The organism is Paenibacillus sp. FSL H7-0357 (genome assembly GCF_000758525.1).
Lineage (GTDB): Bacteria > Bacillota > Bacilli > Paenibacillales > Paenibacillaceae > Paenibacillus_AQ.
In genome coordinates, this window is sequence record NZ_CP009241.1 from 2,904,009 (window position 1) to 2,916,634 (window position 12,626).

A 12,626-nucleotide genomic window follows, 5' to 3' on the forward strand; every position below is an offset into this window, starting at 1 on the left:
CGGGAAGGGAGAGAAGATAACAATGACCAAACGAACCAAAGGAGATCTGGTGCTCGATATCTCCGTGTATGTCTTCCTGATCGCCCTGGGGATTATTATGCTTCTGCCGCTGCTGAACGTGTTATCCAAATCGGTCAGTGAAGAATGGGCAATCACTTCCGGTAAGGTGGGCATCCTGCCTGTTGGATTCCAGCTTGACACTTTGAAGGAGGTTATTTCCTCCTCGATGTTCATACGCGCCTTTTGTGTATCCATTGGTGTCACTGTAGTAGGAACGGCTATTTCGATCCTGATGACCGCACTTACCGCGTACCCGTTATCCAAACGTAATCTGCCGGGTATTTCCTTCATTATGGTGCTGTTCATCTTCACTATGCTGTTCAACGGAGGGCTGATTCCCAATTATCTGCTGATGCGCCAGCTGCATTTGATCAACAATCTATGGGTGCTGATTCTGCCCGGGATGATCAGTGTCTTTAATATGCTGGTTATCAAGAGTTATTACGAGAGTCTTCCCGAAGCGCTGGAGGAATCGGCACGGATTGACGGTGCCAAGACGTACACTATCCTGTTCCGGATCATCCTGCCGCTCAGCATGCCGGTTATCGCCACCATTGCCCTGTTCTATGCCGTGGGTTTCTGGAATGATTATTTCGGCCCGATGATCTATATCAACGATACCGCGCTTAAGACTTTGCAGCTGTATCTGCAGGATGTCGTAATGGATGCCAGTGCGGCCAATGCCGTGAACAAAAGCGTGGACGATCTCATGAATATGTCACCGGAAGGCATACGCGCAGCGACTGTGGTAGCTTCCACTGTCCCGATCCTGTTTGTGTATCCGTTTCTGCAGAAGTATTTTATCAAAGGGGTGCTGATCGGCTCTGTAAAGGGCTGAGTTTTGTCCCCGCAGCTTGCGCTATGAAGCCGCTCTTTGACAGAGCGTTTCATATACAGCATCACCCCATATTATTGGAGGAGGGTTATAAGGATGAAATATAGAAAAGGATTGTCTCTCATGATGTGCACCGGGCTGCTGCTTGCAGCAACGGCCTGCGGTTCATCGGGCAACAATGGCAACAAAGAGAGCAAGGGAACAGAGGAGGGGGCGAAGGCTCCGGCGGCTACAACCGCTGCAGTAACTGAAAGCGATTCCAAACCTGAGCTGAAATCGCTCAATCTGTGGTCAAAGGATGATTACAACACGTATCCGCTTGCCAAAGTGATTGAAGAACAGACCGGCTACAAGGTGAAATACGAAATGCTACCGGCGGACAAAGCGATGGATAAGCTAAACCTGCTGATTTCCTCCGGTGAGCCTTATGACGTCATTACCATTTCCGGTGAAAAAGCTGTGTATACCGATTACGCCAAAATGGGTGCCCTGGTGGATCTGGGACCGCTAATTGATGAGTTTGGTCCCAATATTAAAGCTTCTATCTCGGAGGCGTCCTTTGATGCCATGAAGGTAGACGGCAAAATCTACGCTATTCCGAACAGTTCTTCGCAGTTTGCCGGGGCTGATCTGATGATCCGCCAGGATTGGCTCGACAAGCTGGGGCTTAAGATGCCGACGACGCTGGATGAATTTACAGCAGTGCTCAAGGCGTTCAAGGAAAAAGATCCCGGCGGCAACGGCAGCAACGGCGCACCGATGTCAATTGACGGTGCTCTCGCAACGACAGCCAATATTACTGGTGCATTCGGAATTGGCACAAGCTGGAACCAGGTCGACGGCAAGCTGGTGCCGACACCGCTGCACCCGGGATTCAAGGAATATTTAACTTATATGTCCGATTTGTATAAGCAGGGTCTTCTGGACAAGGAATTTGCAGTAAACAAGGATGCTACCCTGAAGGAGAAGTTCACCAGCGGCAAGGTGGGTGTGATTCAGCTTCCCTGGTATGACATTCCGGGCATTGCTGATGCGCTGGCTGCGAATTTCCCGGACGCCAAGTTTGCCTACCTTCCTGCCTTAAAAGGGAAAGACGGGCAAATGGGCCTAGGAATGAGCGGCGGGTTCGACCGCATTACCTTTATTCCGAAATCTGCCAAACATCCGGAAGATGCGATTAAATGGATCAATGCCAAGCTGGAGAAAGAAACGTTCAAGCTGATCGCCATCGGAGAGGAAGGCAAACATCATACGTTTAAAGATGGCGTGTACAGCCCGATTCTGCCGCTGTTCACGGATGAACGGGGCAATGCCAGCAACTATCTGACCGGTATCGACGAAAAGCTGTATCCAATCTATTGGCAGGCCCGTGTCCAGAAGGATGCACGTCTGTTTGCCGGCTTCTCCTTCCTTAACAATGAGCTGCCAGCAGAGGCCAGAATTTCCGATCCGCTTGCGCTTGCTCCATCCCTGCCGGAGTATTCCAAGAGCAATGCTTCACTGGGTCAGATGATCAATGACTTTGCTGTCAAGGTAATCGTAGGTGAGGAGTCCCCTGATGCGGTAACAACATTTGTTGAAAAGTACAATGCAGCTGGCGGAGAAGCGAGTGTCAAAGAAGTTAATGACTGGTATGCGGCATCCGCTAAATAAAAGGCTGAGTGTTTGGAGGAAAACAGAATGAAAACCTACAGGATGCGGAGCAATGAAGTTCCGCTCCAGGACAACTGGGATGTGATCGTTGTGGGCGGCGGCCCTGCGGGCTGCACGGCTGCCGCCGCCGCCGCGCGTGAAGGGGCAAAAACACTGCTGATTGAAGCGACGGGAAGCCTTGGCGGAATGGGAACCTCGGGACTGGTGCCGGCATGGTGTCCATTCTCTGACATGGAGACTATCATCTACAGAGGGCTGGCGATGAAAGTATTTGAAGCCCTGAAAGCTCAGATGCCGCATGTTGACAAGGATGCCATGGACTGGGTGCCGATTGAACCGGAGAAGCTGAAGGTCATCTATGATGAGCTGGTTCAAGAAGCCGGTGTAACTGTATTGTTCCAGACCCTGCTCGGCTCTGTGGAAACCGGTGAAGACGGTAGAGTGGAAGCACTGATTACGGCCAGCAAAAACGGACTGCAGGCTATGCAGGCCAAAGTATATATCGACTGTACAGGAGATGCCGATGTTGCGGCTTGGGCAGGGGCGGAATACCTCAAGGGCGATACCGAAACCGGTGACCTCATGCCGGCCACGCACTGCTTCAACCTCGGGAATGTGGATGAATATGCTTATCTGAACGGACCGTTGCTGCATGGCAATAATAAAACCAGTCCGATCTATGACATTCTGCGGTCCGGTAAATATCCGATGATCCCGGATTCGCATATCTGCAACAATATGATTGCTCCCCGTACGGTAGGCTTCAACGCCGGCCATTTATGGGAAGTGGACAACACGGATGCCTTTTCGGTATCGGCTGCCCTGATGCAGGGAAGGAAGCTTGCCGCAGTTTACAGGGATGCGCTTGCCGAGTTTATGCCGGCTTCCTTCGGCAGCTCTTTTGTAGCCAGTACAGGTTCGTTAATGGGAGTGCGTGAGACAAGAAGAATTACCGGGGATTACGTACTGAGTGTGGATGATTATGTGAACCGCCGCAGCTTCGCGGATGAAATCTGCCGCAACAGCTATTTCATTGATATCCATGGGACGGAAAAGGAAGAGAAGCAGGCTGGAGGCAAGCAGGAAGTCATTAAACGTTACGGTCCGGGCGAATCGCATGGCATTCCTTACCGTTGTTTGACCCCACGGACGTTGAGAAACGTCCTGGTCGCCGGGCGTTCCATCTCTTGTGTGCGCGAGGTCCAAGGCAGTGTCAGGGTGATGCCGGTCTGTCTGGCCATGGGCGAAGCCGCCGGGATTGCCGCAGCACTGGCAGTGAAGCTTCCTGACAATGACGTGCATGCCGTGGATATCCCTACCTTGCGCAGACGTCTGCAAGAAGAAGGAGCATACCTGCCGGAGATAGCCGGGGCAGAAGCCGTCAAACCGCACGATGAAGCGAAGAATGGTGTAGTCTAAAATACCTTAGCCTCACCGAAATCTATTTGCGGATGGGCCTGCGATTGAACAGGAGCGCATTGATCTCGCCGCCGACCAGTATAATGATTGAACTGATGTACAGCCAGATCAGCAGGATCATGACGCCTCCGAGACTTCCGTAGGTTTTGGTGAAATCACTGAACTGGTTGACGTAAATGGAGAAGAGAATGGAGGTTATGATCCAGCCGATGGTGGAGAACATCGCGCCGGGCATAACCTCTTTTAGCGTAAGCCTCCGGCTGGGTGCAATCCAGTAGAGCAGAGTGAACACGACGAACAGCACGAACAGCGGTACAATATATTGCAGCAGATCCCATACCTTCTGCAGACCGTAGGGCAGATCAGCAAGCAGAAAGATCTGTGTCTTCAGCCAGCTCCCCAGTACGAGCAGCAGAATGCTGAGCAGAACAACCACACCGATGATCATGGTGGCCAGGAAAGCAATCCCCCGTATTTTCCAGAACACCCTGCTCTCATCAATATCGTAGGCGCGGTTAAGCCCTTTGATGATAGCGTTGATGCCTTTGGAGGCAGCCCACAGCGTGGCCAGCATCCCGAAGGACAGCAGGGCCTCACTCCGTCCCTCGGACACATCCTGCAGAATCTCTTCAATTATGGAGACGGCTTCGGCAGGCATGATCTGCTGTAGCTCCGCAATCCTGTCCTCGATAGAAATATGGGCGTAACCAATCAGCGTCATAATAAAGATCAGGAAAGGAAACAGGGAGAGGATCAGATAATAAGTCAACTGCGCACTGATACCCTGCACATCGTCGAGTTTGATTTTTTGAAACAGCTGCTTCATCAAAGAGAACAAACCTGCGGTATCCTTAGTCTTGTTCATAGTTCACTCCTCTACCCGCTTTTTCTTTTATGTTATGCATGTACATATTTTTAATATTAACATAACCGCAATTTTTCCAAACATAAACGAAAGATTAATTGTTTACTGATCGTTCCCGATATACTATGATAGCTGTGTAAAGAATGATTTAGGTAGTGGGGTAACAGAAGATGAATTTTTTGCTAATATGAGAACAATCATTCTAAAAAAATAATGAGTGATGTCATAGCTATCTACATAGCGGGTTTTGTTTAATACAAGTATATACTTTAGCTCCAAAGACTTACAGGCTGATCTAATTACGGGAAGGAGAATCATAATGAGTTTACCGCTTATGGATTATAACAGAATTCGCAGCTGGTTTTACCGCAATGCCCGCCCTTTGGATCTCGCCAGATGGAGGTTCCATTTTGAAGAAGGGTCTTTGTCCGCAGTGTTGGAGGCCTTATCTGCTTATCAGAATGAAGAAGGCGGTTTTGGACATGCGCTTGAAGCCGACTCATGGAATCCGAACTCCACACCGATTCAGACAGCGACAGCGGTAGAGAAGCTGCTGGAGGTTCATTTTGATGACCGGACCCATCCGATCGTTCAAGGGATGATGAGGTATCTGGACAGTGGAGCCGAGATGGATGAAGGTATCTGGAGGAATGTAGTGGACTCCAATAATGATTATCCTCATGCCCCATGGTGGCATACGGATTCGAACAGCACTGCCCGCAGTATGTATAATCCGACAGCGATTCTGGCCGGGGCAATCCTCAAATTTGCTGACAGAGACAGCCGGCTCTATGAACAAGGCATGCAAACTGCCAAAGATTTGGCAGGCAGGTTTCTGGAGCATCCCGATATAGAGATGCATCCGCTGAAATGTGTGCTCACGATGCTGGAGTGTATCTCTGCCGCTAAGGCCGAGGAGCATTTCGCTTATCCGCAGCTAATAGTAGCTGCCAGAGCCCAAATCGCAGTGCTGCTGGCACGCGGAGCCGGGGATTGGAACGGATACAGCTGCAGACCTTCTGCATTTATCAAAACTCCGGATAGTTTGGGTGCCGCGGATCACGCAGCGCTGGTTCAACAAGAGCTGGACTACATACTGAGCACCCGAAATCCGGAGGGGGTTTGGAATTTAACCTGGAGCTGGGCTGCTTATGAGAAAGAATTTGCAGTCGCCGAAAACTGGTGGAAAGCGAGTATTGCGATTGAAAAATTGCTGCTGCTGCGCGCATTTAAAGGATTGGGATATTCTTGATGTTTTGGTTATGATGATGGTATACTCATCGGCATAATATAATTTCTCAAGGGATTGTGATGAGGATATGGTGAAATCAGTCGAACTGACCTCCTAAAATGAAAAATGCAATAATTTTAGGAGGTCAGAATATATGAATTTTAATCACATTGTCATGGATAACTGGAGTAGAAAGCCCTATTTTGAACATTATTTAAATAATGTCAGATGCACCTATAGCATGACTTCAAATATTGACATAACCCGTCTGCTTTCAGAACTTAAGACTAAGGGGATTAAGTTGTACCCGGTACTAATCCACATGATAACTACGGTGGTAAACCGACATAGTGAGTTTCGCACCTGTTTTGATTCTGAAGGCCGGTTAGGTTATTGGGACAGCCTGTCACCTAGCTTTACAATCTTCCATGATGATGATAAGACTTTTTCAAGCATCTGGACTTTGTACGGTGAAGATTTTGGTGATTTCTACAGCCGTTATCTTGATGATATGAAGATGTACGGAAGTGTTAAACAATTTGCCGCTAAAGCGAACGAACCACCTAACACCTTCCCCATTTCTAGCATTCCGTGGGTCAGCTTCACGGGCTTTAACCTGAACGTGTATAACGAGGGAACCTATTTGCTGCCCATCTTTACAATGGGGAAATATTTTCAGCATGACAAAAAAATACTGTTGCCCTTATCGGGACAATTCCACCATGCCGTTTGCGACGGCTACCACGCCAGCGTGCTGTATAATGAACTGCAATTACGTGCAGATACCTATAAGGAGTGGTTGCACAACAATTAATTAGCCTGTACAGTTCATTATCAAGAGTTGCTGTAGGCAGGAACATATTCATGTTCATAAATGGCCTGCACTTTTTCCAGAACTTTGCGGCTCTCGGAGGCGAACTTCAGGCGGCTCACCTCATCTTTGACGAGAAATACTCCGGGTACATGGCTGTGCTTGCCGAAAGCCGCTTTGTACAGCAGACCGGCCCCGTAGCTGGGATGGGGGAAGAACAGCTTGATAATCGGCTTCAGATAAAAAGGTAAACCCGATTTTTTGCCGCTGCGGATCGTATTATTGCCCCCCGGGTCTGCGCTGCGGATCATTATTCCTTCAGCGGCTAGCTGCGTGGAGATTTCTTTGGTCCAGAGTGAAAGTGCCATTTTGGAAGTAGCGTAGGGGCCGAACAGTTTTTTGAAGGATGACGGACGTTCCAGGGTATCCGGATTAAATTCCTTCAGTGTCAGAACTGCATTGGAGGCAGTGTTGATCACCGTTTTATGAGTTCCTTTCAGGAGCAGTCCTTTTAGTTCCATCATTATAATGTACGGGACCACTGTTTGCAGCTCAAAGTGCAGCTCCCGCCCCTGCTTGGAATAACTCAATTCCGCAAAGCTGCCGCCGGCGTTGTTAAACAGCAGATCAATCCGGGGTTCAGCCGTGACAATCTCCCCGAGCGCTTTTCCCAGACTATGAAAATCTGAAAGGTCCGCCTTATAAATCCGCAGCCGCTTGCTGCTTAGTGCTTCAAGGATAGGGGCATCATCTTCGGGAAATCCTGAGCGGATGAGTGCGATCACCTCCCAGCCTTCACCCAGCAGTTTGCGGGTCAATTCCAGGCCAATTCCGTTGTTGGCTCCTGTAATCAGCGCGGTTCCGCGCTGTGTTTGTGTTGTCATAGTAATCTCTCCTCAAAGTGCAGTAATAGTGGCCTTAGGCCTGACGGTTGATGATGCGCTCATTGTATAACTTGGAGCCGACTCCAAGTCAAGGAGAGGTGGGTTTGAAGTTGAATAGATTAGGGGATTAGAAAAGTGCAGAGGATGTCTGCTTTGTCCTTGCCGGGCGGCGGGTTCTTCCTTAAACTGATAGGGATTGGAAAAAGGAGGAACTTTATATGAATCAAGTCATCTATTCCCCGTCAAAATATATTCAAGGCGGCGGTGAAATCTCGAAGCTGGGCGCTTATTGCAGACAAATGGGAGCCACAGGGGCTTATGCCATTGTAGATCCTTACATCCTCGCTACCTACGGAAATGATATTGTCAGCAGCTTTGACGCTGAGTCTATGCCGCTTGTTCAGCGTGAGTTCAAGGGAGAATGTTGTCTAAAGCTGGTGGAGCAAATTGTTGCGGAGCTGGACTTGAACGCGACAGGTGTAATTCTGGGCATCGGCGGCGGCAAAACACTGGACACGGCCAAAGCCGTAAGCCGTTATACCGGATTGCCGGTGGTCATTGTTCCGACAGTGGCTTCTACGGATGCGCCCTGCAGCGCATTGTCGGTACTTTATTCGGAGGAGGGCGAGTTTGACCGCTATCTCCCTCTGCTGCAAAGTCCTAATGCCGTAATCGCCGACGTAGATATTATTGCTAAAGCCCCTCCGAGATTGCTGGCGGCAGGAATGGGCGATGCGTTGTCCACTTTTTTTGAAGCAAGGGCTTGCCGTAATTCCGGCGCTGTGACCCATGCAGGGGGACAGAGCTCGATCGCCGCATTTGCGCTGGCGCGTGCTTGTCTGGATACGCTTCTCGCTGAAGGAGCTGAGGCCTTAGAGGATGCCCGCCAAGGAATAGCCTCGGCGGCTGTCGGCCGTATCGTGGAAGCGAATATTTACCTTAGCGGCATCGGCTTTGAGAGCGGCGGACTTGCCGCCGCCCATGCCATTCATAACGGACTGACTGTGCTTGAGGAATGCCGGCATATGCTTCACGGGGAAAAGGTGGCGTTCGCCACGCTGGCGCAGCTGATGCTGGAGCATGCAGCGGAGGAGGAGATCGCTGCCGTTGTTACTTTCTGCCGGGAGGTCGGCCTGCCTGTAACGCTTAAGGATATGGGCCTTTCTGGGATGGAGCCGGGGAAACTTATGGCTGCGGCCCAAGCCAGCTGTGAGGCAGACAGCCCGATGGCAAATATGCCGTTTGAGGTATCCCCGCAGGATGTATTTGATGCGATCATTGCCGCTGACCGCCGGGGGCAGCAGGCCGGATAACGATTGTTAATTATTGCGTACCTGTCCCGTACATATTTCTCCTTCAGGTTCCAAACAATGAGAACAATGGCACCATAGCATCGAAGGAGGAGATCCTCTTGAAAAAGAGCAATCATACGGGCAAACGCACCATTCTGTATCCATTCATTACTGTTGTCGCATTGATGACGGCGCTGGTTCCGGCCGCTGCAACTGCGCACGGAACATCAGCTGGTTCAGTTTCACATCACGTCAGGGGCAGCCGGTCTGTAGTGTCTTCATCCGTCCTTGCCGAACCTGCCGTGATCGGCAGCGCTAAGGCTGAAGGAACCCAGGAGAAGAAACAACATACCCGCAGCAGGGTAGCCATCATTGTCGATGATTTCGGCAATGACATGCGTGGTACGGAGGAAATGTTCAAATTGCCGGTTAAGATCACTGTTGCCGTAATGCCGTTTCTACCGACTACAGAGAAGGATGCACGGCGCGCACATGAGCAGGGCTTCGATGTGCTGGTGCATTTGCCGATGGAACCGAAGCAAGGCAAACCCGAGTGGCTGGGTCCGGGTGCAGTTCTGACCCGGATGAGCGATTCCGAGGTACGCAAGCAGGTCGAGGCTGCACTGGACAATGTTCCTTTTGCCGTGGGAATCAACAATCACATGGGCTCCAAGGTAACCGGTGATGAGCGGGTGATGGGCATTGTGCTGGCGGTCTGCAAGGAACGCGGATTATTTTTTGTGGACAGCCATACGAATTACCGTTCGGTAGCCGGCAGAATGGCCCGTGAGATCGGGCTGCCGCCTGTGGAGAATCATATCTTTCTGGACGATGTTCATACGGCAAGCCATGTCGTGAAGCAAATGCGGCTGGTGCAGGAAAGGGCGCTGAACCAGAACTATTGTGTAACGATCGGCCATGTTGGCATCCAGGGCAAAGAGACCGCTGCGGGCATCCGCAGCGGCATTGGTGAAATAAAGGACAGTGTCGAGTTTGTAGGCATTTCCGAACTGGTCCGGGACGAATGGCAATGGAATTCGAAGCTTACACTTCCATAAGATACCCGGCAATACCGTTAGCAATCGCTTCAGCAATTTCCTCTTGGCCCTTCGGACTGCAAAGCTTCTCGCGGTCGGTCGGGCTGCTCACAAATCCCGCCTCAACGATCACTGTTGTGGCGGTTATTTTGTTGAGCAGATAAAAAGGCTTACCCTGTCTCGGGCTGGCTTTTACATTATAGAGCTGATTGAGCTGGTCCTGTATCGAACTGGCCAGCAGGAAGCTGCGGCCTTCCTGGCGGTACAGCACGAGCGGCCCGTGTTTGGAGGGGGAAGCGGCCCAGTTAATATGAACGCTGACCACGACATTTGCCGGAAGCGTCTCGGCCAGCTCCTTGCGCTGGGCAAGATCCCGCAAATGGCGGGAGGAGCTGCGCAGCCAGCGGTTCTCATCGCTGGGGGCATAGTCACCGGTCCGGTTAAGGATCGCATCAAAGCCGTCACTGCGCAGCAGCAGGAACAGCCGGCGGGAGATAGCGAGCGTGATATCCTTTTCAAGGATGGTGCCATATGACGTACCACCGTCAATTCCCCCATGCCCGGCATCAATCAGAATGATCCGCTGATCATGGCCGAGCATATGCTGGCGCTCTTCTTTCGCCCCGGCTCCTGAAGGCGCCGGAGACGCCTGCACAATTCCTGCATGTCCCAGGGGAAGCATAAGCAGCAGGGCGGTTGACACGATAACGAACAGCCGGCGCAGTGTAACGTTTCCCCGGGTGGATTGGTTTCTGGTTTGGTTCAGGTAGTTCAAGTAGTTCAAGCTGGATGACCTCCTTGTGCGGTAATGATCTTTTGACCGGACTGGATACTTTGTTAGATTGTGCTGGAACAGGCAAACCTATACGAAAAGCAGTATCACGGTTTAGATATAGCTGTTCTAGAGCACACTAGGAACATGGAGATCCAGACAGAAGTCAAAGGTGTGTGCCCAAATTCAGCATTCAGTTACAGGAGGTGGCGAAATGGCTTCCAGCGGTGATGAACTGGTGAAGTATATTACGGAAAAGGTAGTCGTTTATATCGAAGATCCGCGTGCCAGCCGGGCGCGCCGAAAGGCCGAGAAAGAGCCGTGGGCAGAGAAATGGTTTGGCATGCTGCCGCTCGGCTGGTCGATCTGGCGGAGCAAATGGAGCCGGAACGACAAGAAATGATCCGGGTGCAAGAGTACCGGCAAATCGCAAGTACAGCTTGAACTAAAAACAACCTTCCAAGATGCCCTGTATATGGCACTGTGGAAGGTTGTTTTGTTGCATACTAGCAGGAAAGACGTTGTACTGACAAAGGGTAAGCTTAACGTTTTGAATTTGTAAGCGCACCGATCACTGTTTTGGCGGCTAGAGGCAGCTGGTGCAGGGTACCGCTTTGTTGAAGCGCTGAGAGAGGGAGGTAACGTTTGCCTTTCGGACCCGCAGCGGCATAGACGATGGCCGGACTGCTGCCGCTTGTCTTTCCGCTGGAACCGGCAGGCAGCCAGCGCTGATACCCCGTAATCATAAAAGGCGCTCCGGTCGTATCGTTCCTGCCAGCAGACTGAAAGACGAGACTGCCGCTTTGATTCAGCAGAACAGTGAAGTTTTCTGCGCTGTCCAGCATCAGCTTGGGGCTGGTCAGCCACTGCAAATCAGCGTATGGATCATCCAGACCTTCACTCCGGTAGGTCTGCAGGGGAGACCAGTCCGAGTCCAGCCCGGAGATTGTATTGACTCCATCTAACTGTACCTTCAGGACCTCTTCTGCTTTGTCTGAACTCCACGGCAGAACTTGCGGTACCGAAGCATTGATATATATATCCGTATGGTCGAGCGTTAATTTCCACACCGGGAGCAAAGAGGCGTAAAGAGGTGTCAGTTCAAGCTTTCCTGAATAATTTGAAGAGATGAGTTCCTCCTGCACCAGAAACTGGCGCAGATCGGTCAAGCTGTAAGGCAGCCCGGAGGTTCCGGTGCCGTATTCGCTAAGCATATAACCGCCCTGCTCTGTAGCCGAGACAATCAGGTATCCGATGCGCTGCCCGCCGTCCATGATATTAACAAGCCAGCTATGTGTGCCCGGTCCCAGCGGATAATAGTCGGTACGGGCTTCTTTCCAGCTTGTGAAGGGAGCATCGGCGGACAGCTTGCGGATGGTCAGCTTAGTGAAGTCCTGCAGCGATTCCGTTGATGGTTGTGTCTTGATTGCAAGTGAGGCCAGCGCATCATGGGAGACTGCTTGTGTGACAGTGACGCGGGTGTCCTTAGCGGCATAGACAGCCGGAAAGGCAGAGCTTGCCGACAGTCCGATTGTGCACAGGCACAGAATGAGGAGGAAGCGGCCGCGACGACCAGGCACGGCCTTCCGCCTTGATTTTATAGTCATGTCGTCGTTCACCTTTCTTGGTCCAAATCAAATCATATTCATGGAACGGGTATAAATTAATTGTAGCGGACAAGCTCTAAAAAGGGTGTTGCATACTGTCGCGCCGGCTTGCGGGAATTCCGCTGTTTTTTTGCCTGCTTTTAGCGAGCAGGGTCGCATT

Annotated in this window: 12 protein-coding genes; 8 read left to right on the top strand and 4 right to left on the bottom strand. The window is 51.0% G+C overall.

From position 1 onward, the window contains the following. Positions 1–22: 22 nt before the first annotated feature. The 3 genes from H70357_RS12565 to H70357_RS12575 all read left to right on the top strand — a co-directional run bounded on the left by H70357_RS12565 (position 23) and on the right by H70357_RS12575 (position 3,967). Positions 23–898, top strand: coding sequence for a carbohydrate ABC transporter permease (locus H70357_RS12565; protein WP_038589718.1), 876 nt, complete (start codon positions 23–25; stop codon positions 896–898). Between the two features lie 93 nt (positions 899–991). Continuing rightward, positions 992–2,548: an extracellular solute-binding protein gene (locus H70357_RS12570; RefSeq protein ID WP_038589719.1), complete on the top strand. Its 1,557-nt coding sequence runs from the start codon at positions 992–994 to the stop codon at positions 2,546–2,548. 27 nt (positions 2,549–2,575) lie between these two features. Then, positions 2,576–3,967 (top strand): FAD-dependent oxidoreductase, encoded by a 1,392-nt coding sequence (locus tag H70357_RS12575; RefSeq protein ID WP_052091996.1) that lies wholly within the window; start codon positions 2,576–2,578, stop codon positions 3,965–3,967. 22 nt (positions 3,968–3,989) lie between these two features. On the opposite strand, the gene H70357_RS12580 is transcribed toward H70357_RS12575, so the two are convergent. Beyond that, on the bottom strand, positions 3,990–4,832 hold the full coding sequence (locus H70357_RS12580) for a YihY/virulence factor BrkB family protein (protein ID WP_063848040.1): 843 nt from the start codon (positions 4,830–4,832) through the stop codon (positions 3,990–3,992). A 319-nt stretch (positions 4,833–5,151) separates the two neighbouring features. Between H70357_RS12580 and H70357_RS12585 the strand changes: the two genes are divergently transcribed. Beyond that, positions 5,152–6,084: a hypothetical protein gene (locus tag H70357_RS12585; protein WP_038589720.1), complete on the top strand. Its 933-nt coding sequence runs from the start codon at positions 5,152–5,154 to the stop codon at positions 6,082–6,084. 133 nt (positions 6,085–6,217) lie between these two features. Next, positions 6,218–6,877, top strand: coding sequence for a type A chloramphenicol O-acetyltransferase (gene catA, locus H70357_RS12590; protein WP_038589723.1), 660 nt, complete (start codon positions 6,218–6,220; stop codon positions 6,875–6,877). A 20-nt stretch (positions 6,878–6,897) separates the two neighbouring features. On the opposite strand, the gene H70357_RS12595 is transcribed toward catA, so the two are convergent. Next, entirely contained in the window at positions 6,898–7,758 is an 861-nt protein-coding gene (locus H70357_RS12595) for an SDR family NAD(P)-dependent oxidoreductase (RefSeq protein ID WP_038589724.1), read from the bottom strand. 218 nt (positions 7,759–7,976) lie between these two features. Between H70357_RS12595 and H70357_RS12600 the strand changes: the two genes are divergently transcribed. Together H70357_RS12600 and H70357_RS12605 are read left to right on the top strand one after the other, a co-directional pair. Next, the gene (locus H70357_RS12600; protein ID WP_038589725.1) at positions 7,977–9,071 is read left to right on the top strand and encodes a glycerol dehydrogenase; all 1,095 of its coding nucleotides are present in this window, start codon (positions 7,977–7,979) and stop codon (positions 9,069–9,071) included. 98 nt (positions 9,072–9,169) lie between these two features. Then, the gene (locus tag H70357_RS12605; protein WP_231578419.1) at positions 9,170–10,108 is read left to right on the top strand and encodes a divergent polysaccharide deacetylase family protein; all 939 of its coding nucleotides are present in this window, start codon (positions 9,170–9,172) and stop codon (positions 10,106–10,108) included. Here the strand turns inward: H70357_RS12605 and H70357_RS12610 are convergent. Next, positions 10,095–10,871: an N-acetylmuramoyl-L-alanine amidase family protein gene (locus H70357_RS12610; RefSeq protein ID WP_231578420.1), complete on the bottom strand. Its 777-nt coding sequence runs from the start codon at positions 10,869–10,871 to the stop codon at positions 10,095–10,097. The two genes, H70357_RS12605 and H70357_RS12610, sit on opposite strands and share 14 nt — an antisense overlap. A 202-nt stretch (positions 10,872–11,073) precedes the next feature. On the opposite strand from H70357_RS12610, the gene H70357_RS12615 reads away from it, so the two are divergent. Beyond that, positions 11,074–11,262 (top strand): YqzE family protein, encoded by a 189-nt coding sequence (locus H70357_RS12615; RefSeq protein ID WP_038589726.1) that lies wholly within the window; start codon positions 11,074–11,076, stop codon positions 11,260–11,262. Between the two features lie 139 nt (positions 11,263–11,401). On the opposite strand, the gene H70357_RS12620 is transcribed toward H70357_RS12615, so the two are convergent. Further along, a complete protein-coding gene (locus H70357_RS12620) occupies positions 11,402–12,466 on the bottom strand; it encodes a hypothetical protein (RefSeq protein ID WP_038589727.1) in 1,065 nt (354 codons plus the stop codon). Positions 12,467–12,626 lie beyond the last annotated feature (160 nt).

What these genes read in the sequence shown, in the direction of transcription:
- H70357_RS12565 (WP_038589718.1), top strand. Translation starts at nt 23, where the DNA reads ATGACCAAACGAACCAAAGGAGATCTGGTGCTCGATATCTCCGTGTAT.
- H70357_RS12570 (WP_038589719.1), top strand. Translation starts at nt 992, where the DNA reads ATGAAATATAGAAAAGGATTGTCTCTCATGATGTGCACCGGGCTGCTG.
- H70357_RS12575 (WP_052091996.1), top strand. Translation starts at nt 2,576, where the DNA reads ATGAAAACCTACAGGATGCGGAGCAATGAAGTTCCGCTCCAGGACAAC.
- H70357_RS12580 (WP_063848040.1), bottom strand. Translation starts at nt 4,832, where the DNA reads ATGAACAAGACTAAGGATACCGCAGGTTTGTTCTCTTTGATGAAGCAG.
- H70357_RS12585 (WP_038589720.1), top strand. Translation starts at nt 5,152, where the DNA reads ATGAGTTTACCGCTTATGGATTATAACAGAATTCGCAGCTGGTTTTAC.
- catA (WP_038589723.1), top strand. Translation starts at nt 6,218, where the DNA reads ATGAATTTTAATCACATTGTCATGGATAACTGGAGTAGAAAGCCCTAT.
- H70357_RS12595 (WP_038589724.1), bottom strand. Translation starts at nt 7,758, where the DNA reads ATGACAACACAAACACAGCGCGGAACCGCGCTGATTACAGGAGCCAAC.
- H70357_RS12600 (WP_038589725.1), top strand. Translation starts at nt 7,977, where the DNA reads ATGAATCAAGTCATCTATTCCCCGTCAAAATATATTCAAGGCGGCGGT.
- H70357_RS12615 (WP_038589726.1), top strand. Translation starts at nt 11,074, where the DNA reads ATGGCTTCCAGCGGTGATGAACTGGTGAAGTATATTACGGAAAAGGTA.
- H70357_RS12620 (WP_038589727.1), bottom strand. Translation starts at nt 12,466, where the DNA reads ATGACTATAAAATCAAGGCGGAAGGCCGTGCCTGGTCGTCGCGGCCGC.